The sequence below is a fragment of the Saccharibacillus sp. WB 17 genome, from assembly GCF_008634075.2.
Classification (GTDB): Bacteria; Bacillota; Bacilli; order Paenibacillales; family Paenibacillaceae; genus Saccharibacillus; species Saccharibacillus brassicae.
On record NZ_VPFK02000045.1, the window covers coordinates 88930 to 113616 of the forward strand.

The window sequence follows — 24687 nt, forward strand, 5'->3', positions numbered from 1 at the left end:
AGATTGAAGTGGATTTTGCGGAAGTCACTTTCAAATCGGAGATCGCAACCTTTTTGTCGCAGGCCGGAAACGGACCGATTTCGGAGCTGCTCAAGCTGAAGTGCTATTGGAAATCGCCGGAATGAGAAGCGTTCGGGCCCTCTTAGTTCTCGTATTTTCTCAACACAATCGCCGAGTTATGCCCTCCGAACCCGAACGAGTTCGAAATGCCGATCCAAAGCTCCGCCTGTCTCGCCGTGCCTGCCGTATAATCGAGATCGCACAGCGGATCGGCCTGTTCCAGGTTGATCGTCGGCGGGACGAGGCCCGTCTGCAGCGATTTGACGAGCGCGACCGCTTCCACCGCGCCCGAAGCGCCGAGCATATGGCCGGTCATGGACTTGTTGGCCGTGACCGGAATGCGGTACGCGTCTTGGCCGAATACCGATTTGATCGCGGCGGTCTCCGAACGGTCGCCGAGCACGGTGCTCGTCGCATGGGCGCTGATCACGTCGATCTCCGCGGGCACGACGTTCGCTTCTCTCAGCGCCGTCCGCATCGCGCGGGCCGCTCCGTTGCCGTCTTCCGGCGTCGCCACCATATGGTACGCGTCCGAGCTCGCTCCGTAGCCGATTACCTCGCCCAGGATGGCGGCTCCCCGATCCTGCGCATGGCTCAGCGATTCCAGCACCAGAATGCCGGCGCCTTCCGCCATGACGAATCCGTCGCGGCCCGCTTCGAACGGCCGGCTCGCCTGCTGCGGAGCGTCGTTGCGGGTCGACAGCGCGGTTGCGTTCGAGAAGCTGGCCAGCGCGATCTCCGTCACTGCCGCTTCGCTGCCGCCCGCGAGCATGACGTCGGAACGGCCCGCCTGAATGTGGTAAAACGCTTCGCCGATCGCCGTGTTGCCGATCGAACACGCGGTGACCGGAGACATCGACGGGCCGAGCGCCCCGTAGCGGATACTGATCAGCGCCGCGGCCATGTTGACGATCATCGCCGGCACGAGCATCGGGCTGACCCTGCCCGGGCCGCGGGCGTCCAGCACGCCGGCCTGCTCCATCAGCGTCCCGATCCCTCCGGTGCCCGATCCGACGTAGACGCCCATCCGCTCCCGGTCGGTGCGCGACAGATCGAGTCCCGATTGCTGCACCGCCTCATCGGCCGCGGCCAGAGCGAATTGGCAGAAGCGGTCCAGCTTGCGCGCTTCTTTGGCGCCGAGCAGCGCCGCTCCGTCGAAATCCCGGACTTCCCCGGCGATCTTCGATTTGTGCAAGCTTGCGTCGAATGCTTCGATCGTCCGCACCCCCGACTGCCCGGCGATCAGCTTCGACCAAAAGGTCTCGACTCCGCTGCCAAGCGGCGTAACGACGCCCATACCCGTAATAACGACTCTTTCCATTTGCGGCTTTCCCCTCTCGGTTCCTGATTAACATCGAAAGATTCCCTTGTCGGAAGCTTCCCGTACCGCTATACTGTCACGGAAACTATCCTAGTACAAGTTACCGTTTATACGGGTATAAGAACTGCCTGTTTACCGGATTCCGAAGGAGGATGACCGATGCATTCCGCTGCACGTCTTCAAGCGCTGTCCGCTTTTCTCAAAAGCCAGCGCGCCAAAATTTCGCCCGAATCGGCCGGCCTGCCCGCGGGCACGCGGCGCCGGACGCCGGGTCTGCGCCGCGAAGAAGTAGCGCAGCTCGCCGGCGTCAGCACGACCTGGTACACGTGGCTCGAACAGGGCCGGGACATCCAGGCGTCCCCGTCGGTGCTCGACTGCGTCGCGGCCGCGCTTCGCCTGAACGCCGACGAACGCCGGTACCTATATTCGCTGGCCGCGGACGGCGGAGCCGCCGCGCGTCTGTCCGAATCGGCGGCGGCGCCGATCCCGCCCGCGCTGCGCACGATTATCGACGAGCTGACGTACTGCCCCGTCATCGTCTCCGACCGGATGTGCAATATCGTGGCGTGGAACGAAGCGGCTTCGTTCGTGTTTCTCGATTTCGACCGGATTCCCGCCGAAGAGCGCAACATGATCCGGCTGCTGTTCGCGCGCCGGGAATTCCGCCGGCTGGCCGTCAACTGGGAACAGTTCGCCAGCGGCTTCCTGTCGCTGTTCCGGTCCTATTACGGCCGCCACGTCGGCGACGGCTGGTACGACCTGTTCCTCGCCGAGATGACGGCCGGCTACCCGGAATTCCGCGATATGTGGGAGCACGGCCAGGTCAGCTACGCGCCCGAAGTCCATCTGGAATTCCGCCATGCGAAAGCGGGCAAGATGGTCTACGAGCTGACGTCGCTCGGCATGTCGGGGCAGGAAGACCTGCGCCTGAGCATCTACACGCCGGCGGCCGGCACGACGACCGAATCCAAGCTGCGGCGTCTGATGCACGAACCCGGCAGCGCGCCGGGCGACGCCGACCCTGCTTCTTTTTCCTGATATCCGATCAAAAACGTTCTCGAAAAAACCCCAAAAGAAAGCGCATACTTTTCTCTTGTCAAACGTTCCGCTTCTTGCTATGATGGCCTTGGGATTGTTACTGAAGAAGGCAAAACCCGCTGCATGTGCGCCAAGTACATGTGCTGGGTTTTGCCTTCTCGCCGTAACCGTCCCTTTTTTCGTTTCACAGATGTAAGCGCTTATCTTGCCCGTTTGATGATTTCGCCGGATAAGGAGGGCAGCCGTTGATTATCCAAAAAATTTTCAACAACAACGCCATCATCGCAAGCGATAATGGCAAAAGCGAATTCGTCGTCGTCGGACGGGGCATCGCGTTCAAGAGGAAAATCGGCGAACCGGTAGACCGCGACCTCGTCGAGAAGATTTTCGTGCTTCAACAGCAGGACGCTTCGGAAAAGTTCAAGCTTTTGCTGGAAGACGTGCCGCCCGAATACATCTCCTTATGCTACGACATTATCGAATACGGCAAAAACATGCTGGACGTCCCGCTGAGCGATTACGTGTACGTCACGCTTACCGACCACATGAACAACGCGCTGAAACTGCTGGACGAAGGGATTACGACGACCAATCCGCTCATCTGGGAAATCCGGCGCATCTATCCGAAAGAATTCGCGATCGGCCGCAAAGCGCTGACGTTCATTGAAGAGTCGCTGGGCAAAAAACTGCCGGAAGACGAAGCGGCGAACGTGGCGATGCACCTGATCAACGCGCAGATCGACCCTGCCGCCCGCCGGACGCAAAGCGCGGCCGACCAGGCCGGGAAGATCAGCGACATCCTGAACATCATCAAATACACGTACGGCACGTCGCCGGACGAACAATCGATCAGCTACGAACGGTTCGTCACCCATCTGCGCTTTTTTTTCCAACGGATCGGAAGTTCGGGCCGCGGCGAACTGGAAGACGATTTTCTGCTGCAGCAGGTCAAATCCAAATACAAGCGGGCGTACGGCTGCATGCTCAAAGTGGAGAAATACTTGCAGCTTGAACTGCCCGACGAAGAAAAGCTGTATCTGACGCTGCATATCCACCGCGTGACCCGGGAATCGGCGCCCTGAAGCGGCGTTCCCCCATATCGATCAGACCTGCGTGCTCAAGCCAACTTTCAACTTCATAAAATGACGGATCGTGACTGGTAATGCAGGCGAGACCGACAGGAAGCAGGTCCTCCCGGGGCGTGCGCTTCCTCGGTCTTGCCTTTTTTATATGCTTTTTCGTTTAGCTTTTTCACGGGTGACCATCTGCCGAATAAGGAGCGAGAACTATGGGAAAATACGAAAAATTGGCGCAGGACATCATTCAAAACGTAGGCGGCAAACAAAACGTCAACAGCCTTGAACACTGCGTCACGAGACTGCGCTTCAGGCTCAAAGACGAAAGCAAAGCCAACACCGATGTGCTCAAAAACATGGACGGCGTCGTCACGGTCGTCAAAAGCGGCGGGCAGTACCAAGTCGTCATCGGCAATCACGTGTCCGACGTGTACGCGGAAGTGAACGCCGCCGGCGGCTTCTCCGCCGAATCCGGCGATAACGGCGATTCGGGTTCCGGCGAGAAGATCAGCCTGTTCAGCCGCTTCGTCGACATGATCTCCGGCGTGTTCGCGCCGACGCTCGGCGTGCTGGCCGCAACCGGCATGATCAAAGGCTTCAATGCCCTGTTCCTGACGCTCGGCTGGCTGACCGAAGCTTCCGGCACCTACCAGATCCTGAACGCGATCGGCGACTGTCTGTTCTTCTTCTTCCCGATCTTCCTCGGCTTCACCGCTTCCAAAAAATTCGGCGGCAACCACTTTATCGGCATGGCGATCGGCGCGGCGCTCGTGTACCCGAACATCGCCGGCATTACGTCGTCGGGAGCCGAGCCGCTGTATACGTTATTCGGCGGAACGCTGTTCGAATCGCCCGTCTACATTACGTTCCTCGGCATTCCGGTCATTCTGATGACCTACTCGTCGAGCGTCATCCCGATCATCATTGCGGCGTTCGTCGGCGCGAAGATCGAGAAGTTTTTCAAAAACACGATTCCGAGCGTTGTCCGCACGTTCCTCGTTCCGTTCTGCACGCTGCTCGTCATCGTTCCGCTCACGTTCATCCTGATCGGACCGATCGCCACGTGGGCCGGCACGCTGATCGGCAACGGCACGCTTGCCGTCTACAACTTCAGCCCGATCGCAGCCGGCATCATCATGGGCGCCTTCTGGCAGGTATTCGTCATCTTCGGCCTGCACTGGGGCTTCGTTCCGATCGCGCTCAACAACCTGACCCTGCTCGGCAAAGATCCGGTGCTCGCGGGCATGTTCGGCGCTTCGTTCGCCCAGACCGGCGTCGTACTGGCGATCCTGCTCAAAACGAAAAACAAAAAGCTCAAATCGCTGTCGATCCCGGCGGTCATCTCCGGCATCTTCGGCGTCACCGAACCGGCTATCTACGGCATCACGCTGCCGCGTAAAAAACCGTTTATCGTCAGCTGTATCGCGGCGGCGGTCGGCGGCGGCATCATCGGCGCCATGGGCACGCAGGGCTACCGCGTCGGCGGCCTCGGCATCTTCGGTATTCCGTCCTATATCGGCCCGAACGGTCTGGACGCCGGCTTCTACGGCGCGATCATCGGCATCATCGTCAGCTTCGTGCTCGGCGTCGTCATCACCTTGTTCACGTTCAAGGACGATCCGGTCGCGGAAGACGGCTCGTCGTCCAAAAAAGACGGTTCCGTCCTCATGCAGGAGACCGTCGGCAGCCCGATGAAAGGCAGCGTCATCGCGTTGTCCACGATCAAGGACGAAGCGTTCTCGACCGGCGCGATGGGCAAAGGCGTGGCGATCGAACCGATCGAAGGCAAAGTGTATTCGCCGGTCGACGGCGTGCTGACTTCCCTCTTCTCTTCCGGCCACGCGATCGGCATCACGAGCGACACCGGCGTCGAGATCCTGATCCATGTCGGCCAGGATACCGTCAAGCTCAAAGGCAAATATTTCACGCCGCGTATCAAGCAGGGCGACGCCGTCAAAAAAGGCGACCTGCTTATGGAGTTCGATATGGACGAGATCCGCAAAGCCGGCTACGTGCTGACGACGCCGATCATCGTCTCCAATACCGGCAGCTATCTGGACGTGATCGAGACGCAGCAGAAACAGATCGGCTACGCCGACAACCTGCTGACGATCGTCGTCTGACCTGTCGCGACTGTACAATTCCGACCTGACCTTACGATCCCGACCTTACGATTCCCAACTTACCGAGGAGGAAAAATAAATGAATACGATTCCAAAAGGGTTTCCCGAAGGCTTTCTGTGGGGCGGCGCGACGGCCGCGAACCAGCTTGAAGGCGGTTACGATCAAGGCGGCAAAGGACTGAGCACGTCGGATATGATGACGGCCGGCACGCATACCGTTCCCCGCCGCATCACGACGGAGCTGCTGCCCGGCGAAAATTATCCGAGCCACGAAGCCGTCGACTTCTATCATCGGTATGCGGAAGATATTGCCCTATTCGGCGAGATGGGCTTCAAAGTGTTCCGTCTGTCGATCGCCTGGAGCCGCATCTTCCCGAACGGCGACGAAGCGGAGCCGAACGAAGAAGGCCTTGCTTTTTATGACCGCGTATTCGCCGAACTGCAACAGCGGGGCATCGAGCCGCTCGTCACGATCTCCCATTACGAAGCGCCGTTCGGTCTGGCCAACATCTATAACGGCTGGTCCGATCGCCGCGTCATCGACTTCTACGTGAACTACTGCGAGACGCTGTTCAAGCGGTATAAAGGAGTCGTCAAATACTGGCTGACCTTTAACGAAATCAATATCCTGACGATGCCTCTCGGCACGTTCCTGGCCGGCGCCATGATTCCGAAAAACGGCATGGAGCTGACGAACCCGGATTCCAGTACGGACCAGGCCCGCTTCCAGGCGCTGCACCACCAGTTCGTCGCCAGCGCCAAAGCGGTCAAGCTCGGCCATTCCATCGATCCCGACTTCAAGATCGGCTGCATGATCGCCTATATGTGCGCCTACCCGCTGACAAGCGATCCGGCCGACGTGCTGCTCGCGCAGCAAAAAGACAATATCGGCAACTTCCTGTGCGGCGACGTGCACGTGCGCGGACAATATCCGGGCTTTGCCAAACGTTATTTTGCGGAAAAAGGGGTGGAGCTCCTCTTCGAAGCCGAAGACGAACAGATCCTGCTCGAAGGCACGGTCGACTTCTATACGTTCAGCTACTACTCCTCCGTGTGCGTCAGCGCCGATCCGGAGCAGGAGAAAATCGGCGGCAACATGTCGATGGGTCTCAAAAACCCGTATCTCAAAGCGAGCGCCTGGGAATGGCAGATCGATCCGCAGGGGCTGCGCTGGGTACTCAACAACGTGTACAACCGCTACCGGCTGCCGATGATGGTCGTCGAGAACGGCCTCGGCGCCGTGGACGAAGTCGAAGCGGACGGTTCGATCCGCGACGATTACCGGATCGAATACCTGCGCGAGCATATCAAGGAAATGAAAGAAGCGATCATCGACGGCGTCGACCTGATCGGCTACACGCCGTGGGGCTGTATCGACCTGGTCAGCGCCGGCACCGGCGAGATGAAGAAACGCTACGGCTTTATCCATGTCGACAAGGACAATGAAGGCCAAGGTACGTTGAACCGTTCCCGCAAAGCCAGCTTCCATTGGTACAAGCAGGTCATCGCAAGCAACGGCGAGACGCTTGCGACCGATCCGGAAGCCGCCTCGCAGAAATAAGACCGTGTACGACGCGGGATAATCGGCCGAACCGGTGTGCCGTCCGTCCCGATCGGATCGGGTCCGACCGGCGGTTCCCACATACTCCGCTTGTCTCCGCTTAACGCCTCGACAGATCCGCTCGAAATTCGTCCTGCGCGTTTCCGCGCAAACAGCCGCTTCCCCCGTTCCTCCGGGTGAAGCGGCTGTTTGGCGCGCAGTATTGAGTCTTTTCGTGAGTCTGATGCCGCTTATTCCACCTTTCACAACAAACTTACTAAAAATAACCGAAAAACTATTGACTCTGGATGTAGATGCGGTATAATAAGGTCAAAGAAAGTCAAAGTCAGAAAAAAAGATCAAACTTTTGACTTTGCCAACTTTATTCTTATACACGATCATCCATGCAAACTCATAAACTCACATTTGAAAGGGGCATGCCTTCATGCGCTGTCAACACTGTAACCAGAATCAAGCAACCGTCGGTCTCAGCCTCACCATTAACAATAAATCCGAGAAAATGTTCCTGTGCGAAGACTGCTATGCCAAAGTCAACGGCGGCGTGCCGTTCACGGCGGGATTCGGTTCTTCCGGCCCTTCCCCGTTCGAAGAAATGTTCCGCGGCTTCATGCAGTCGAATCAAGCGTCGAACGGCGCTTCGCAGCGCTCCGCGCAGCCTTCCGCCCAGGGCGGAAAAAGCGGCGGCGGCCTGCTCGACCAGCTCGGACGCAACCTGAACGACGCGGCTCGCGGCGGCAAGATCGACACGGTCATCGGCCGCGACGAAGAAATCGACCGCGTGATCGAAATCCTCAATCGCCGGAACAAAAACAATCCGGTTCTGATCGGCGAACCGGGCGTCGGCAAAACGGCGATCGCCGAAGGGCTCGCGCTGCGCATTACGGAAGGCCAGGTGCCGTCCAAGCTGCTGAACAAGGAAGTGTATTCGCTGGACGTCGCTTCGCTCGTGGCCGGAACCGGCATCCGCGGACAGTTCGAAGAGAAGATCAAACAGCTGATCGCCGAGCTGGAACAGCGCGACAACGTCCTGCTGTTCATCGACGAGATTCACCTGCTCGTCGGCGCGGGTTCGGCGGAAGGTTCAATGGACGCGGGCAATATTCTCAAGCCGGCCCTGTCGCGCGGCGAGCTGCAGGTCATCGGCGCGACCACGCTGAAGGAATACCGCCATATCGAAAAAGACGCTGCGCTCGAACGCCGTTTCCAGCCGGTGATGGTAAACGAACCGACTGCCGAAGAGACGATTCTTATTCTCAAAGGACTGCGTCCGAAATACGAGCAGTTCCACGGCGTCCGCTACTCCGACGAGACGCTTGAAGCGTGCGTACGCTTGTCGAGCCGCTACGTGCAGGACCGCTTCCTGCCCGACAAAGCGATCGACCTGTTGGACGAATCCGGCGCCAAGCTGAACCTGCGCGCTTCGACCGGCGGCAGCGACGAGATCAAAACGCGTCTGGAGCAGATCAAGCTTGAGAAAGACGCGGCGGCCCGCGAAGAAGACTACGAACGCGCCGCCAGGCTGCGCGACGAAGAAGCCGGCCTGAACGCACGGCTGAACGGCGAACCTTCCGGCGAAGACGTGCTTGAAGTATCTGTCGAAGATATTCAGGCCATTATCGAACGCAAGACCGGTATTCCGGTCGGCAAGCTGCAGGCCGACGAACGCGGCAAGATGAAAAACTTGTCTGCCCGTCTGGAAAGCCGCGTCATCGGCCAGTCCGAAGCGGTCGACAAAGTGTCCAAAGCGGTTCGCCGCGGACGGGCCGGACTGCGCAGCAGCGGCAAGCCGATCGCGTCCTTCCTGTTCGTCGGACCGACCGGCGTCGGCAAGACCGAGCTGTCCAAAGCGCTCGCGGACGAGCTGTTCGGCAGCAGCGAATCGATGATCCGCCTCGATATGAGCGAATACATGGAACGCCACTCCGTGTCCAAGCTGATCGGCTCGCCTCCGGGCTACGTCGGCCATGAAGAAGCCGGACAGCTGACGGAGAAAGTGCGCCGCAACCCGTACAGCATCATCCTGCTCGACGAGATCGAGAAAGCCCACCCGGACGTGCAGCACATGTTCCTTCAGGTGATGGAAGACGGCCGCCTGACCGACAGCCAGGGCCGTACGGTCAGCTTCAAAGACACGGTCATCATCATGACCTCGAATGCCGGCTCGGCCGCCGAGAAGAAGATCACGATGGGCTTCACGGCGAAAGCCGAAGAGACGCGTTCGATTCTCGGCTCGCTCGGCCAGTATTTCCGGCCCGAGTTCCTGAACCGGTTCGACGGCATCGTGCCGTTCGCTTCGCTCAAGGAAGAAGACCTGATCGTCATCGTCGACAATATGCTGGGCGAAATCTCGGCCAACCTGTCGGCGCGCGGCATTCAAGTCGAAGTGGCCGACGAAGCCAAACGCAAACTGGCGGAACTCGGCTACGATCCGGCTTTCGGTGCCCGTCCGCTCCGCCGCATGATTCAACAGCATGTGGAAGACGGCATCACCGACCTGCTGCTTGACGAAGAAGACGTAACGGCGATCCGCGTGACGCTCGACGAAGACCGGATTCAAGTGACCCGCGCCGACGAAGCGCCGGCCGCGATGTCCGCCGTACTGCGCAAAGAACAGTAAGCCGGCCAAGTAGGCTGACCCAGTAAGTAGACCCGAACGATTCAATATACAAGTTGATATAAAAAGCTGTTCCCGACCGGCAACCGGTTCGGGAACAGCTTTTTTTTGCCATACGGGTATAGGGTTCCACAAGGATTTTGTTCTACGAATCCTTCACTGCACCGTTCATGCTGTACAAGTCTTTCGCTGCAAGTATCGCGATGTACGGATCACGCTGCGGCGATCAGGAATGATCGATCCGCTCCACGTAAGCCTGCGCCGACTGCTTGATTGCGAAATTTTCCTCGTAACGCAGATTGAACACGCACGAATACAGTACGTTCAGCACATAATCGATCGCGATCTGGGACGAGAACGTCCCGATCTTCGCCATCGGCTCTTCGGCGATCGGCAGCGGCAGCACGACGTCGCATAACGCGGCCAGGCATCCTTCGCTGTTCGCGGTAACCGCGATCAGCCCTACGCCTTTGCTCTTCATCTCGGCCGCATAGTCCGCGTAGCCCGCTTGAAGGCCTCCATACGTGATGAACACGGCGCAATCGCCGGCCGACGCGTTGTACGCGTGGTAGCCCTGTTCCTGCATCAGGCTGCTGATCTGCACCGGACGGTTGATCTTCAGCAGCTTGCCCTGCAGGCCGAGCGCCCGCACCATCGAGTCCCCCGCCGCGAACAGGTAGACGCCGCGCGCAGCGCCGAGCAGCGCCGCAGCCTTATCCAGCCGCTCGCCGCCGAGCAGTTCTGCCGCTTCCCGAACCGTCGACTGCGTCAATTCGGCGATATTACCCGCGATGGCGGCCGAGCTGTGCCGTTTCCGAAAAGGCAGGTTCGCGTCGACCTCTTCCCGCCCCGCCGTACGCTCGAATTCCGAAGACAGCACGATTTTGAATTCGCGAAATCCGCTGACGCCGAGCTTCCGGCATAACCGCACGATGGTCGGATTCGACGAATACGTCGCTTCCGACAGTTCGCGGATCGTCATGCCAAGCACTTTTTCCCGATGTTGAAGCACATAATCCGCGATCGCCCGCTCGCTTCCGGACCATCCATCCGCACGGCGCAGTTTTTCAAGCAGCATGATCTCCCTCTTTTCCCGTTCCGATTCCGGCCTGTTCCGTACTTCAGGTACGCGCAGAGAAGCTGCGGAGCCGTTAACTTGTACCTCCATTATAAGGTCGGGCGTACCACCCTACAATCGCCGCCAAACGTCTATACTGGGCTTACGGCTTCGGTTCGGAGCGACCCGGATTGGAGCGGATTGAATCGGAACAGATCAAATACCCATTTACGGAAAAGAGGAATTTAGGATGAATATCGGAATAGCCGGCAGCGGCATGATCGTCCGGGTGGCTCTGGAAGCGCTGCGTGAAGTCGAAGGCGCGAACGTCACCGCTATCAGCGTGCGGGAACGCAGTCTCGCGGCCGGACAACAACTGGCACAAAGCTTTGGGATCGACACCGTCCATACCGACTACGACCGGATGCTGGAAGACCCGGCCGTCGAGTTCGTCTACATCGGCATCGTCAACAGCCTGCATTACGACTACGCGAAGCGCGCGCTGCAGGCGGGCAAACATGTTTTTGTGGAAAAACCGTTCACCTCCACCGCCGCGGAAGCGCGCGACCTGCTGCGGCTGGCGGAGCAGGCGAAGCGGTATGTGTTCGAAGCCGTGGTGACGCCGTATTCGCCGGATTATAAGCGCGTGCGCGAACTGCTGCCGCAGATCGGGCCGATCCGGCTCGTGCAGAGCAACTTCTCCAAACGATCCAGCCGTTACGGCGATTATCTGGACGGCCGAATCCTGCCCGCTTTCGATCCCGCGTTGGCCGGAGGCGCGCTGTACGATCTCAATATTTATAATCTGCATCTGGCGATCGGTTTGTTCGGCCGCCCGGACGAAGTGCGCTATATCCCACGGTTCGGGCCCAACGGCATCGACACGTCGGGCGTGCTGACGCTGTCGTATGACGGCTTCGCCGCCGCCTGCTGCGCCGCCAAAGACTCCGACGGGGACAGCTTCACGCTTATTCAGGGCGAGCGCGGCAGCATCCGGGTGAACGGTCCGCCGAATCTGTGCAGCCCGGTCACGCTCAAGACGCCGGACGGGGAACAGACTTTTACGTTCGACGTGCCAGACAATCATATGGTAAGCGAGTTTCGGGCGTTCGCCTCGATGTACGCAGCCGGAGAATGGGACAAATGCCTGCAGGCAATGCGCCATTCCGTCCTTGTGATGGAAGCGGCTGGGCAGGCCAGAGTGGACGCAGGTCTCGTATTTGCCGCGGATGCCGCTTGGCCGGACGCTTGACGCATCGCCCCGTGACTTGCGGCAGTGCATGGCTTCGAAGAATTGAGGGCATCTCCGGGTGTCCTTTTTTTTCATGCCAAAAATAGTCGGATTAAAAAGGGGAATTAAGACATTGTTCCTATCCGGCTTCATTATGGACTGTCGAAATATGCCGATAAATGGAGTATCAGCTTCAAGCCGCGCTTGCAAGCCCAGTAGACGAAATATTCCAACAAACGGAGGACAGATCTTATGCACATTTTTCACAACTTCAAATTGCGTTCCAAACTTTTCGTTTTGAACGCCGCGGCGATCGTTTTTCTGCTGCTGGTCGGCACGGTAAGCTTTGTGTACGTGAATCAGATGACGGCCAATTCCCGCGTCATGTATGAAGAAAGCCTCATGAAGGTCAAATCGATCAATCAGGTCATGACCAATTTTAACCGGATCATGAACGATATGCTGCAAATGATGATCAACGAAAAAGATGAAGAAAATGTGAAGCTTAACCAGCATTTCGAAGAAACGTTCGACGCCAATTCCAAACTGCTGACCTCGTACGGAGATTTCGATTTGAGCGCGGAAGAGCAGGCCATCTATGATACCGTCCTCGGTTCGCGCAAAGAACTCCGGTCGTTCGAAGACGAAGTCGCCAATGCGGCTCTGGACAATCGAAACGCGGAAGCTTATCAGCTGTACCTGAACAAACTCGAACCGAAAAAAATCGAGACCGAAGCGCTGTACGTTCAACTGGCCACCCTCGCCGAAGCCGCCGCCAAACAAAGCAACGAAGACAACATCCAGGCCGGCATCGTCTCGAAAACGGTCAGCCTGATCAGCGTAATCGCGGCGGTGATCGTGCTGATCCTGCTCTCGCTGTTCATTATTCGTTCCATTACCGGTCCGATTCGCAAACTGCAGGATCTGATGCAGCAGGCCGCGGAAGGCGACTTCACTTCGGTCGGCACGCATCTGTACCGGGACGAAGCCGGCGCGCTGACACGCTCCTATAATACGATGGTCGAGTCGCTGAGCGGCTTGGTCAAACAAATTGCCGAAAATGCCGTGACGCTGGCCGCAAGCTCGGAACAGATGCTCGCAAGTTCCGAACAAAGCGCCCAAGCTACGGAACATATCTCTTCTCAGATTCAGGATATTAGCGACGGAACGGAATCGCAGGCGCGCGGCACGGCCGAGATCAGCCGCACGATGGAAGAGATGAACGTCGGCATTCAGCGGATTGCCGAATCGGCGAGCGAACTCGCTTCCGATTCGCAGGATTCCGAGCAGAATGTCACGAACGGCCACGGCAAGCTGGAAGAAGCGATCCGGGAAATGGAACAAATCCACCGCTCGATCGGCAGCCTGTCGGAAGTGGTCACGTCGCTGAACGAAAAATCGGCCAGCATCGGCGAGATCACGGACACGATCAAAGCGATCGCCGACCAGACGAGCCTGCTGTCGCTGAACGCGGCGATCGAAGCGGCCCGGGCCGGCGAAGAAGGACGCGGCTTCGCCGTCGTCGCGGCCGAAGTGAAAAAGTTGGCCGAGCAAACGCAGGAATCGTCGGCCAGCGTCTCCAGCCTGATCCAGGATATCCAGTCGGAGACGAAGATCGCGTTCCAGAGCATGGAACTCAGCCGCAATCAGGCCGAGAACGGACGCGTCGTCATGAGCGACGTCTCCCGCGTGTTCGGCGGCATCATGAGCAGCACGCGCAACCTGTCCGTACAGCTGCATGAAGTCTCAGCCGTGACCGAGCAGATGTCCGCAAGCTCCGAACAGGTGCTGGCAACCGTGGAATCTTCCGCCGCGATCGCCGGCGGTTCCAAAGACATGGCACAGAGCGTTGCGGCAGCCACCGAAGAACAGCTCGCTTCCGTGCAGGAAGTGGCGGGTTCCGCCGCTTATCTCAGCAAACTGGCGCAGGATTTGCAGACTTCGATCGAACGGTTCAAAATCTGATCGGCAGGTCACGCAAATAAAAAAAACAGGACGGCGCGTATACGCGCCGTCCTGTTCGTTATTCCTCGCGCAGCAGGTCCAGCAGATCGGCATCGGTCAGCGACGTGAGGCTGTCTTCGCCGGGACGGATCACGTCGTCGATCAAAGCCGCTTTTTTTCGCTGAAGCTCGTGCATCTTGTCTTCGACCGTGCCTTTCGCCACCAAACGGATCACCTGCACGACCTTCGTCTGCCCCATCCGGTGCGCCCGGTCTTCGGCCTGCCGTTCCACGGCGGGATTCCACCACAGATCGTACAAGATGACCGTATCGGCGCCGGTCAGGTTGAGTCCGGTCCCTCCGGCTTTGAGCGAGATGAGAAATACGTCTTTGTCTCCCGCGTTGAACCGGTCGCACAGCTCCAGACGCTCGCTCGGAGGCGTGCTGCCGTCAAGGTAGAAGAACGGCATGTCCCGAAAACCGAGCTCGCGCCGGATCAGCCCCAGCATCTCGGTAAACTGCGAAAAGACGAGCACCCGGCGCCCGGCGCGGCGGCATTCTTCCAACGTTTCGAGCAGCTGCTCGAACTTGGCCGAACGGCCGGCGTATCCGTCGACGAACAGCGCCGGATGGCAGCAGATCTGGCGCAGCCGGGTCAAGCCGGCCAGAAACTGCAGCCGGCTGCGCCCGAGCTCTGCGCTGTTGTCCAGATGCTCCAGCGTCTCGTAGCGCAGCTTCGCGAGATGGGCCACGTACAGCTTTTTCTGTTCGGGCAGCAGCTCCGTCACCCGGATCGACTCGATCTTCTCCGGCAGCTCGCGCAGCACGTCGGACTTGAGCCGGCGCAGCAGGAACGGACGCGCCCGCTGCGCGATACGTTCGCGCGTCAGCTCCGCGAACTTCCGCCGGTCCGGGTACAGCCCCGGCAGGACCGCGTCGAACACGGAGCGCAGTTCTTCGAGCGAGTTCTCGATCGGCGTGCCGGTCAGCGCGAAGCGGAAACCGGCTCGCAGCGCTTTGACCGCCCGGGCCGTCTGCGTGTCCGGATTCTTGATCGCCTGCGCCTCGTCGAGCACGAGCGTATGCAGCTCCATCGCTTCGTAATGAGGCAGATCGCGGCGCAGCAGCGGATACGAGACGATCCATACGTCCGTCTGCCCGGCCCCGCCCGGTGCGAACAGCGCTTCGCGTTCGGCTCTCGTGCCGTCGGCGACCGCGGCGCGGATCTGCGGCGCGAAGCGTTCCAGCTCGCTGCGCCAGTTGTACAGCAGCGAAGCGGGCGCGACGATCAGCGCGGGACGGCCGCTCTGCCGGATCTCCGGCAGCACCGACAGCAGGTACGCAATGCTCTGCACCGTCTTGCCGAGGCCCATGTCGTCGGCAAGTACCCCGCCGAGCCGGTAATGGGCCAGCGTCTTCAGCCAGCGGTAGCCGGTCTGCTGGTAATCGCGCAGCACGGTCTCCATCGATTCCGGCAGCGGGAAATCGAGCAGGTCCGGGCTGCGCAGGCTGTCCAGCAGCCGCCGCAGCTTGCGGTCCGGCCGGATCGGGCCGCCGTCGGTGCCGCTCGCCGCTTCGGCGAGCAGATGCAGCCCTTCGGCGACCGGCACGCGGAAGGAAGCGGAATCTTCGCCTGGCAGGAAAGGGCGGCTGCCGTTCAGGAATTCCAGCAGCGTGCGGAACGCCTGCGTCTCCAGCGGCAGCAGCGCGCCGCTGCGCAGCCGGTAATAGCGGCGCTTGTCCTGCAGCGCCGCAATCGCTTCGCGGATCTCCGCTTCGGGAACACCGTCGATCTCGAAGCGGAATTCCAGCCAGTTGGAGCGTTCGTCGAACTGCGCCGAGATTCGGGGCGGCGCGTGCACCGCGATGACCCGTTCCTTGACCGACGTCGTTGCGTACACTTTCGCGAGCTTCTCCAGATGCGGCACGATCGTATGCAGAAACGTGAATTCCCGTTCTTCCGCCTGCATGTAATACCCGCTCTCCGTTCGGGTAAAGCCCGCGTTTTCCATCAGTTCCAGGATTTGAAGTTCTTTGCCGCCTTCGCGCACGAGAATACGGCTCTCGCCGCGCCGCCGCTCCGCGCGCTCCAGCGGATTGATCTGGATATCTCCGTACTGGAATTCCAGTCCGGCGAGCAGGCGGTCGCCGACCCGATCGAGATAGACGCGGGCTTCGAGCGGAATCCGCACGACCTCATCGGATACGCTGTGATCCATGAACACGTCGCCAAGCTTCATCAGGCCCGGCACGACTTCTTCCATGAACGCTTCGACCTGTTCCTCGGGAATGCGTAGGCTCTCCGCGCTTCCTCCCGCTTCTTCTTCCGCGCGCAGAATCCGCTGCAAATCGGCCAACCGCCGGCCTTCCGCCGCCCCGAGGCGGTAGAACTTGCCCGCATGCAGCGTCAGGCCGTACGCTTCCAGCACGAGCGTGTCGGCCATGCCGCGCGCACTCATGTCCAGCGATCGATCCGCTTCCCCGGCGCGCCGGAATTCGAAGCGCAGCGGCAGCGGCTCTGTCGACAGTTCGACGCCGGAATGCGTCCGGCTTCCGCCGCGAACGGCCGAGAACGGCGCTTCCCGCAGCAGCGGCAGCAGTCCGTCCCAGGCGTGCGGCGGCAGGGGCAGCGACGGCGGATCGCCGATCTCGCCCGTGTAGAGCGCACCGGCGGAAGCGCGCTGCATTTTCTCGCTGCGCCGAATCTCGGCCAGGCGCAGCAGCACGGCATCGTCGCGCAGGCCGAAGCAGTCGCGCGACGGATCGTACGCGAAATGGCGCGAGAACGAATAGCTCTCGCCCCGTTCGAAGCGCGCCAGAAATTCGCGGATATCCGGCACGGCGTACGTCCGGCCCGCGCCGACCCGCAGCTCGATGCCGAGCAGCCCCCGGCGCGGGCCGTGCGGATACGGCGCGATCCAAAACTCCGCTGTCAGCTCCCGGCGCGATTCGAAGATCGCCCGCGATCCGGCCAGCGCTCTCGGCTGCTGGCGGAACAGGTCCATCACCCGGCCGACGAGCCGGTCTTCGGGACGTTCCGCCGCGTCAGAGACGCCGCGAAGAGGAACGCTTCGCTTCGGCCCGGCGGATGCCGCGCCGGCGTTGTTCCGATTTGCGCCGGCGGCCCCGGCCGGATCGACCGAATCGAACGAATCGGCCAAATTGAGCGGTTCCACCGATTCCGCCGCCTGCGCAGTCGGCCGCTCTGACGCCCGTTCCGATCGAGAACCCGCAGCCGTCTCCGGCCCGGGCGCTTCGGCTTCCGGTCTTCCGGCGTTCGCCGTTCGGCCTTCCCGCCGCAGATGCAGCAGCTGCAGCAGCGCCGCCGCCGTATGCTTGCAGCAGCGTTCGAACGCGAATCCGGCCGAACAGTCGCACTCCGCGAAGATCCCGTCGTCCGCTCCGAAGCGCAGCGTCAGATGCAGCGAATCGCCGTCGCGCACATAAGCTTCGTACACGCCCGGACCTTCTTCCGGCAGCCGGATTACTTCCGCTTTGCCCGCGCGAAACAGCGCTTCCCCTTTGCGGTACGGGCCGGCGCCGCACAGCGATTTGATCATCCTTTCGTTCCATCTCTCCTCCGCCGCTCGTTCTCTCAAAGCCGTTCCCCCAGTGCGTATAGTCTGAGTCCCAGTGTACCAGAAGCCCGCACTGTTTGCATGCCGTTCGCATGCCGTCCGCTTTCTGCCCGGTGCACGGCAAAAACGGCGCCGCCGCGAATCCTGCTCGCCTTGGCACCGTTCCGATGGCAAAAAAACAATGAAAACTTCCAAAATCACAATCTCTTTAACACACCGATTTTCCCGAAAAAATGTGACGTTCTCAGCATCGACTCTCCTCGTCCGCTGCGCGTTCGCCTATGTATGCCTTTATTCGACTTCAAAAAGTCGCTTCCGGATTGGCCTCGTCGTCTCTTGCCGTCTGGCGGTTTATCCATTCGTTCAGCGCTTCGGACAGTTCATACGGCGAACCCGCCGGCATGTCCAGCGCGGGATTCACGACTTCCAGCACGCGCTGCCACAGCAGCACCAGATGGTCTTCCTGCTCCCGGCCGAGCGAACGCCGCACGCCCATCAAAGCGATCACAAGCATGAGCAGCGCCGCCACCGCAAGCAGGGCCGCTTCGAGATTGGCTCCGGCGGCGGACAGGACCGCTTCGCGCAGTTCAAGCCCGGGCCAGACCAGATCAAGTCCCGCCGTGCCCAGAAGCAGCAGCAGAATCGTCAACGACAATCCGTGCAGCGCGCAATCCGCGAGCCGGAGCCTCGAAGACGCCCGCTCGAATCCGCCTCCGCCCGCATACCGCTCCAGATGGATCATCTGCTTGCTGAAGCTCCAATGTTCTTTTTCGACCGGCAGCAGGTAGTAATCGATCAACCTCTGCGCCGCCGACAAATGCGAACCGGTCCTCCGGGATTCGTTCGGTCCCAGCATGGCCTGTCTCATCAAACTCATGCGGATGGTCTCCCTTCTGTTCCTGTCGTCTCTTAATGGCTTCCAGTATAGGAGAAATCATCCGCCAAAAAAAGCCTCTCCCGACCGATAGGCTTTGGTCCCACAGCTTGCCTTTTCCCTGAAAAAACCCCGGGGGCTTACGTCCGGGTTTTCGCTGAATGAGCCGAAAAATCCCGGTTACCCCCCGATCCCCCTCACATTCCCGCTCCCATTCCCCTAACTTTCCCTTTCCCTCTCGCCGGCTCCCTCGCCTTGCTCTTTCCTTTCCTTTTCCCTCTCTCTTTCTCTCTCTTTATCTCTCTCGGCCCTTCTCCCTGTCCCCTGCCCACAACAAAACGGACCGTTTCCCGAAGGAAACTGGCCCGTTTTCATCTTTCCCGCTCTTATGTTTGATCTCTTGTCTTTCAGCCCTTGTCTCTTCCCTTTCCAATCCAAGAAAAGATCGGGCGGCGGAGGGAAAGATCGGTGCAGGAACGACAGTGTTCGCCTTTGAGATCGGGAAGCCTCCTTGAAATCCAATTCAGCTTCCCGATCGAAACAGCGACCGAAGCCGATCTTTCCCGGAGCCGACCGATCTTTTCCCCCTACACCATAATTTTACACATCTGATTCGTAAACTCGACCGGATCTTCGATCGGCAGTCCTTCGATCAGCAGCGCCTGGTTGTACAGCAGGTCGGTGTACAGGTCCAGCTTGGACTTGTCGCCTTCCAGCGAAGACTTGAGCGAAGCGAACACGTCGTGGTTGACGTTCACTTCCAGCACTTTGTCCGCTTTGACGTTCGGGTTGTCCGGCATCATGCTGAGAATTTTCTCCATCTCGATCGACACTTCGCCGTCGGAGCTCAGGCAGACCGGGTGCGAGCGCAGGCGCTTGGAAGCGCGCACGTTCGAGACTTTGCCGGCCAGACGGGTCTTCATGTATTCGAACAGCTCCTGGTCGCCCGCCGCTTCCGCTTCATCCTGCTTCTCTTCTTCGGTCTCTTCGATGCCGAGATCGCCCGAAGACACGGAGCGGAATTCTTTTTCCTTGTAAGACAGCAGCACTTTGACCGCGAACTCGTCGATATCGTCGGTGAAGTACAAAATTTCGTAGCCTTTGTCCGCGACCATTTCGGTCTGCGGCAGCTTCTCGATCCGCGAATGGGATGCGCCGGCCGCGTAATAGATATACTTTTGCTCTTCCGGCATGCGGGAGACGTATTCGTCCAGCGTGACCAGCTTCTTCTCCGTCGAAGAGTAGAACATGAGCAGGTCCTGCAGAGCGTCTTTGTGCGTGCCGTAATCGCTGTACACGCCGTATTTCAGTTGGCGGCCGAACGCTTCGAAGAACTTGTCGTATTTCTCGCGGTCGTCTTTTTGCAGCGATTTGAGCTGGCTTTTGATCTTGCTTTCGATATTTTTGGCGATCAGTTTGAGCTGGCGGTCATGCTGGAGCATTTCCCGGGAAATGTTCAGCGACAGGCTCTCGGAATCGACCATCCCTTTGACGAACCCGAAATAGTCCGGCAGCAGGTCGGCGCATTTGTTCATGATCAGCACGCCGTTGGCATACAGTTCCAGCCCTTTTTCGTATTCGCGGGAATAGAAATCGAACGGAGGCGTCTCCGGGATAAACAGGATCGAGCGGTACACGACAGCGCCGTCGGCGTTGATATGCACATGCGAGAGCGGCTTGTCGAATCCGTAATGCTTCTCGGCATAGAAGTTTTCGTAGTCCGCTTCGGTCAGCTCGCTTTTGTTTTTGCGCCAGATCGGCACCATGCTGTTGACCTGTTCTTCTTCGATCCGCTCGTCGAATTCTCCTTCGGCGTCTTCTTTGGGAACACGGACAGTGTTGTCCATCTTGATCGGATAGCGGATAAAGTCGGAATATTTCTTGACGATCGAGCGCAGGCGGTAAGCGTCCAGATATTCTTCGTAGCTCTCTTCTTCCGTATCGGTCTTGATCGTCAGAACGATCTGCGTGCCGACTTCGGCTTTGTCCGCCGGTGCGATCGTGTAGCCGTCCGCGCCGTCGGATTCCCATTTGTAAGCCTGTTCTTCGCCCAGCGCGCGGCTCGTGACGGCTACATGGTCCGCGACCATGAACGCCGAGTAGAAGCCGACGCCGAATTGGCCGATGATATCGTGCCCGTCTTTGGCTTCGTTTTCCTTTTTAAAAGCAAGCGATCCGCTTTTGGCGATGACGCCGAGATTGTTCTCCAGGTCTTCGCGCGTCATGCCGATGCCGGTATCGGTCAGCGTCAGCGTGCGGTTCTCTTTGTCGACGGACAATTTAATGTAGTACTGATCCGGGTCGAACGACAGGTTCTCGTCGGTCAGCGCGCGGTAATAGATTTTGTCGATGGCGTCGCTTGAGTTCGAAATCAGTTCGCGCAGAAAAATTTCCTTTTGCGTGTAGATGGAGTTGATCATCATTTCGAGCAGGCGTTTCGATTCGGCCTGGAACTGCTTCTTTTCCATGCGTGATTTTCCCTCCGATAAAGTCCGATTTTTAAATGGCCGGGCACGCTCCTTCGCAGATGCGCCCGTTTCGTTGTTAGCACTCGTTTTGCCGGAGTGCTAATCCAATTCCATTTATAGCACTGTTGAAATTTCATGTCAAGAAACGACGCTCCGATCATGAATTTTGCGCCTTCCCGATCGGTTCGCTACAATAGAATACATCCGAAAACGCAAGGAGGCACACCGAAATGGCCGCTCCGAAAATCCACAAAACGAACGCGATGCGCAGGCTCGACGAACTGGGCATCTTCTACGAAACGCTGAGTTACGACAACCAAGACGGGCAGGTTCACGGTACGGCCGTCGCGGACAAAATAGGGCTGGCGCCGGAATCGGTGTTCAAAACGCTCGTTGCCCACGCGGGCAGCAGCGGGTACGTGTTCGTTATTCCCGTCGGCGAAGACCTGGACCTCAAAAAAGCGGCCCGCGCCGCCGGCGTCAAAAAAATCGAAATGCTGCCGCTGAAAGACCTTCAGCCGTGGACCGGCTACGTGCGCGGCGGCTGCTCGCCGATCGGGATGAAAAAGCCGTTTCCGACGTTTATCGCAGCCGCCGGCGAAGACCTGGAACATGTCGCGGTCAGCGCCGGGAAAATCGGGCTGCAGGTCAAGCTGGCTCCGCAGCACCTGGCGTCGGCGGCGCAGGCCGTGTTCGCGGACCTTGTCCATTAGAGCTTCGGCCGGGCACCCTCGCTTCCCGCGCGCAAAACCGGCCCCTTGCTCGGCAGGGGCCGGTCGGCGCGTTTCTTTTTAATTCAAGAAGCCTTCCAATGCCTGCGTCGGTCTGCCGTCGCTGCCCCAGGCGCCTTTGTTGTAGCCGCCGTTGTAGCCCGGAGGCGCTTCCGGTTCCCAATAGAAGACGCCCTTGCCCCGGCCGTTTGGCAGGCTGCGGATCTTCTGCTTGATGTCCGCGATAAAGCTTTTGGTGACGGCGGCCTGATTGTAGTCCAGTCCGATCTCCGTCACGATCACGTCTTTGTTAGATTTGGCGACGATATTGTTCGCGTTCTGCACCGCCTGATTGACTTTCGTCTGCCAGTCGGACGTCGTCGGGTAGAGCGACATCGCGACCATGTCGAACGTGGCGCCGTTTGCGATCAGGCCGCCGATATTCCATTCGAACAGCGCCGAATCGTGGCCGCTCGCGAGATGGACAATCGTCTTGGTGCCGCTGCTGACCGATTTGACCGCGTTATGGCCGGTATTGACCAGCCAGGCGTAATTTTTCATTCCGCCCTGGGAAGCGCGGCCGTCGGGCCACAGCATGCCGTCGCTCGTCTCGTTGCCGATCTGTACCCAGTCCGGCGTTACGCCTTTATTTTTCATCGTGTTCATGACGTAGACCGTATGGCTCCAGACCGCGTCCATCAGCTGCGTGAAGTTGAAGCTCTGCCAGGCGTAAGGCTTGGTCTGCTGCCCCGGGTCGGCCCACGAATCGCTGTAGTGCAGCGTCAGCATGACGCTCATGCCGAGCTTTTTGGCGCGTGCCGCAAGATCCGCCGCTTTGTCCGCGTTCAGGTAGCCGCTGGCGTAATCGCTCATGTTGGGATTGACCCATACGCGGATACGGACCGAATTGATCTGGTAATCGTCGCGCAGAATTTGCAAAATGTCTTTGGTCTTGCCGGTCTTGTCTTTCCACGTCTGTCCCTTCGCTTCCAGTCCCGCTACCCAGCTGATATCGGCGCCTTTGGCAAACGCGGGCGCGGCGGCCGAAGCCGTATTCGGTCCGCCGACGTTCCAGCTCGACAGCAGAAGCAGGGCGCACAGCAGCGTCAGTGCCGCGGCGCGAATCGATGTTCTTTTTCCCATAACAGACAACCTCCCGATCGGTGCAAGCTCGCCCGCAAGCCGCGGCATGCGCGCTTACGGACGGCGATATTGAAGTCTTTTCCCCGTTCATTCGTTCTTTCGATTCGTTCGTTCTATCGATTCGTTCGTTCTATTGGTCCGCCTGTCTTTATTTGACGCTGTCATACCATTCGTTCACTTCCTGCGTGATCGTGTCGCCGCCGCCCGACTTCCAGGATTGGACGAACGCATCGAACGCTTCGACCGGGCTTTTGCCGTAAATGATTTCGTTGAACACCTGATTTTCCATTTTGTTCAGATAATCCAGCTTCGATTTCATCGTGTCGGTCGCCGGGCCGGTAAACCGGTTTTTGTGCGAACGGTCTTCCTGGCTCAGCAGCACTTTGGCCGCCGCCGGCGTTTCCGCCCCGTAGTTGAGCGCGACGTCTTTTTCGATTTTGCTTACCGGTTCTTTGCCGTCGGCCAAACTCAGCAGCGCTTTCATCTGGGCATCGGGAATACGCGCGCCGTCGTGCACGAGCAGATACAGCGTTACGTTGACGTATCCGCCGTCGATCTCTTCGCCCGGAATCGGCTGGCCCTCGGCGTCAAGCTGGTAATCGTAGCCTTCGAACAGACCGTAATCGTACGGACTGCCCGGCTCGGGATCGGCGTAATGGTCGAACAGGTAATTCTGGTAGGTGAAAAAAGCTTCCGGATGCGCCATGTCTTTTTTGATCAAAATGACGCCGTTGGAAAACTCGGTGCCGTGTCGCATCGCTTGGCCTTCCGGTCCGCTCGGAATGCCGATCGGTTTCCATACGGCGTTCGGCGCGTTTTTCACCGTGTCCTGCAGCGGCCAGCCGCTCATCCAGTACGGGCCCGGAATGATGCCGGCGGTTCCGGCGACAGCCGGTTCGGCCGTTTTGTTCTCGTCCCAGAGCGCCGCTTCCTGCGGAATATACCCTTTGGCCAACCAGTCGGCCAGCTTCGTCAGGCCCGGCTTCATCGCCGGATTGACCGAGCCGTATTCCAGCTTGCCGTCCGCGCCCGCGTTCCACTGCTGCGGCAGCGTGCCGTAAGCGCCGAACACCCAGGACGGATCGCCCATCCACGTGTTCATCGTCGTCTTGAAGCCGATGCTGAGCGGGACGACCCGGTCGGGCGCCAAGCCGTCGGGATTGTCGTTCTTGAACGCTTCCATGACCGTTTCCAGTTCGTCCAGCGTCTTGGGCGTGCCCAGCTTCAGCTTGTCCAGCCAGTCCTGGCGAATCCACAGCAGATAATCGTTGTTATACGCATAATCGAGAATCGGAATCCCCATTCTTTTGCCGTCGCGCGTATACGGATTCCAGATGTTCGGATCGAGCTCCATCGCCTTTTTCCACGTGTCGGACGCGTATTTGTCGAACAGCGGGCCGGCTTCCTGATACATGCCGGAGTCGATCAGGTCCTGCGCCAGCAGATCGTCGCCGACGGTTACGATCTCCGGCATCTCCTGCCCGGAAGACAGCGACAGCCGCATTTTGGTCGTGAACGCGTTGTTCGTATCCGTCACGGACCAGAGCGATTTGATCTCGATGCCGAATTGTTCCCGGGCCCATCGGGTCGCCACGTTGTTCTCGATCGTTTCCCCGTTTTTGAACTTGGCGATTGGATTGATGCCCCAGGCGGTCGTGATCGTTACCGGCGGCTCGTATTTTTCTTTGTATGCGTTTTCAAAAATAGGCGACTGTGCAGTCTGCTCGCCGCCGGCGCCCCCGCATCCGCTCAGTATCAAGCCCGCGCATAACGCCAGCAGCCCGGCTTGGATTCCCCGTCTTCGATTTCCCAAGTCTTTCCCTCCCGATATTGAAATGGCTTCCTTTTTTTATTGTAAATGGGTTGTCGCCTTCCGGCCTATGTCGCATC

15 protein-coding genes are annotated in these 24687 nt (G+C 59.2%); 8 read left to right on the plus strand and 7 right to left on the minus strand.

The features are described from left to right. Nucleotides 1–142: 142 nt before the first annotated feature. Nucleotides 143–1381, minus strand: a complete 1239-nt coding sequence (fabF, locus tag FTE24_RS20815; RefSeq protein ID WP_150231268.1) for a beta-ketoacyl-ACP synthase II — start codon at nt 1379–1381, stop codon at nt 143–145. Between the two features lie 159 nt (nt 1382–1540). On the opposite strand from fabF, the gene FTE24_RS20820 reads away from it, so the two are divergent. The 5 genes from FTE24_RS20820 to FTE24_RS20840 all read left to right on the plus strand — a co-directional run bounded on the left by FTE24_RS20820 (nt 1541) and on the right by FTE24_RS20840 (nt 9796). Next, the gene (locus FTE24_RS20820; RefSeq protein WP_150231270.1) at nt 1541–2419 is read left to right on the plus strand and encodes a helix-turn-helix transcriptional regulator; all 879 of its coding nucleotides are present in this window, start codon (nt 1541–1543) and stop codon (nt 2417–2419) included. 245 nt (nt 2420–2664) lie between these two features. Next, on the plus strand, nt 2665–3501 hold the full coding sequence (licT, locus tag FTE24_RS20825) for a BglG family transcription antiterminator LicT (RefSeq protein ID WP_150231272.1): 837 nt from the start codon (nt 2665–2667) through the stop codon (nt 3499–3501). Between the two features lie 206 nt (nt 3502–3707). Then, nucleotides 3708–5618, plus strand: coding sequence for a beta-glucoside-specific PTS transporter subunit IIABC (locus tag FTE24_RS20830; RefSeq protein WP_150231274.1), 1911 nt, complete (start codon nt 3708–3710; stop codon nt 5616–5618). Between the two features lie 79 nt (nt 5619–5697). Further along, the gene (locus FTE24_RS20835) at nt 5698–7179 is read left to right on the plus strand and encodes a 6-phospho-beta-glucosidase (protein ID WP_150231275.1); all 1482 of its coding nucleotides are present in this window, start codon (nt 5698–5700) and stop codon (nt 7177–7179) included. 424 nt (nt 7180–7603) lie between these two features. After that, a complete protein-coding gene (locus tag FTE24_RS20840) occupies nt 7604–9796 on the plus strand; it encodes an ATP-dependent Clp protease ATP-binding subunit (RefSeq protein ID WP_150231277.1) in 2193 nt (730 codons plus the stop codon). A gap of 223 nt (nt 9797–10019) precedes the next feature. Here the strand turns inward: FTE24_RS20840 and FTE24_RS20845 are convergent, their stop codons facing one another. Beyond that, on the minus strand, nt 10020–10871 hold the full coding sequence (locus FTE24_RS20845; protein ID WP_160441848.1) for a MurR/RpiR family transcriptional regulator: 852 nt from the start codon (nt 10869–10871) through the stop codon (nt 10020–10022). Between the two features lie 229 nt (nt 10872–11100). Between FTE24_RS20845 and FTE24_RS20850 the strand changes: the two genes are divergently transcribed. Continuing rightward, nucleotides 11101–12102 carry a Gfo/Idh/MocA family protein gene (locus FTE24_RS20850; protein WP_150231281.1) on the plus strand — a complete coding sequence of 334 codons (1002 nt, stop codon included), beginning with the start codon at nt 11101–11103 and terminating at the stop codon, nt 12100–12102. A 231-nt stretch (nt 12103–12333) separates the two neighbouring features. Continuing rightward, nucleotides 12334–14046 (plus strand): methyl-accepting chemotaxis protein, encoded by a 1713-nt coding sequence (locus tag FTE24_RS20855; protein WP_150231283.1) that lies wholly within the window; start codon nt 12334–12336, stop codon nt 14044–14046. 58 nt (nt 14047–14104) lie between these two features. On the opposite strand, the gene FTE24_RS20860 is transcribed toward FTE24_RS20855, so the two are convergent. The 3 genes from FTE24_RS20860 to htpG all read right to left on the minus strand — a co-directional run bounded on the left by FTE24_RS20860 (nt 14105) and on the right by htpG (nt 20944). Beyond that, nucleotides 14105–17584, minus strand: coding sequence for a DEAD/DEAH box helicase (locus FTE24_RS20860; RefSeq protein WP_237401874.1), 3480 nt, complete (start codon nt 17582–17584; stop codon nt 14105–14107). Between the two features lie 319 nt (nt 17585–17903). After that, nucleotides 17904–18479 carry a DUF6097 family protein gene (locus tag FTE24_RS20865; RefSeq protein ID WP_150231286.1) on the minus strand — a complete coding sequence of 192 codons (576 nt, stop codon included), beginning with the start codon at nt 18477–18479 and terminating at the stop codon, nt 17904–17906. Between the two features lie 584 nt (nt 18480–19063). Then, a complete protein-coding gene (htpG, locus tag FTE24_RS20870; protein ID WP_150231288.1) occupies nt 19064–20944 on the minus strand; it encodes a molecular chaperone HtpG in 1881 nt (626 codons plus the stop codon). Nucleotides 20945–21174: 230 nt separating this feature from the next. Between htpG and ybaK the strand changes: the two genes are divergently transcribed. Continuing rightward, on the plus strand, nt 21175–21657 hold the full coding sequence (ybaK, locus tag FTE24_RS20875; protein WP_150231290.1) for a Cys-tRNA(Pro) deacylase: 483 nt from the start codon (nt 21175–21177) through the stop codon (nt 21655–21657). Between the two features lie 78 nt (nt 21658–21735). Here ybaK and FTE24_RS20880 read toward each other — a convergent pair whose 3' ends face one another. Together FTE24_RS20880 and FTE24_RS20885 are read right to left on the minus strand one after the other, a co-directional pair. Beyond that, the gene (locus tag FTE24_RS20880; protein WP_150231292.1) at nt 21736–22797 is read right to left on the minus strand and encodes a glycosyl hydrolase 53 family protein; all 1062 of its coding nucleotides are present in this window, start codon (nt 22795–22797) and stop codon (nt 21736–21738) included. A gap of 148 nt (nt 22798–22945) precedes the next feature. Continuing rightward, nucleotides 22946–24610, minus strand: a complete 1665-nt coding sequence (locus FTE24_RS20885; protein ID WP_150231294.1) for an extracellular solute-binding protein — start codon at nt 24608–24610, stop codon at nt 22946–22948. Nucleotides 24611–24687 lie beyond the last annotated feature (77 nt).

Bases quoted from the DNA above. Each gene is read 5' to 3' on its own strand.
- FTE24_RS20830 (WP_150231274.1), top strand. From the start codon at position 3,708: ATGGGAAAATACGAAAAATTGGCGCAGGACATCATTCAAAACGTAGGC.
- htpG (WP_150231288.1), bottom strand. From the start codon at position 20,944: ATGGAAAAGAAGCAGTTCCAGGCCGAATCGAAACGCCTGCTCGAAATG.
- FTE24_RS20855 (WP_150231283.1), top strand. From the start codon at position 12,334: ATGCACATTTTTCACAACTTCAAATTGCGTTCCAAACTTTTCGTTTTG.
- ybaK (WP_150231290.1), top strand. From the start codon at position 21,175: ATGGCCGCTCCGAAAATCCACAAAACGAACGCGATGCGCAGGCTCGAC.
- FTE24_RS20860 (WP_237401874.1), bottom strand. From the start codon at position 17,584: ATGATCAAATCGCTGTGCGGCGCCGGCCCGTACCGCAAAGGGGAAGCG.
- fabF (WP_150231268.1), bottom strand. From the start codon at position 1,381: ATGGAAAGAGTCGTTATTACGGGTATGGGCGTCGTTACGCCGCTTGGC.
- FTE24_RS20880 (WP_150231292.1), bottom strand. From the start codon at position 22,797: ATGGGAAAAAGAACATCGATTCGCGCCGCGGCACTGACGCTGCTGTGC.
- FTE24_RS20865 (WP_150231286.1), bottom strand. From the start codon at position 18,479: ATGAGTTTGATGAGACAGGCCATGCTGGGACCGAACGAATCCCGGAGG.
- FTE24_RS20850 (WP_150231281.1), top strand. From the start codon at position 11,101: ATGAATATCGGAATAGCCGGCAGCGGCATGATCGTCCGGGTGGCTCTG.
- FTE24_RS20820 (WP_150231270.1), top strand. From the start codon at position 1,541: ATGCATTCCGCTGCACGTCTTCAAGCGCTGTCCGCTTTTCTCAAAAGC.
- FTE24_RS20845 (WP_160441848.1), bottom strand. From the start codon at position 10,871: ATGCTGCTTGAAAAACTGCGCCGTGCGGATGGATGGTCCGGAAGCGAG.
- FTE24_RS20840 (WP_150231277.1), top strand. From the start codon at position 7,604: ATGCGCTGTCAACACTGTAACCAGAATCAAGCAACCGTCGGTCTCAGC.
- FTE24_RS20835 (WP_150231275.1), top strand. From the start codon at position 5,698: ATGAATACGATTCCAAAAGGGTTTCCCGAAGGCTTTCTGTGGGGCGGC.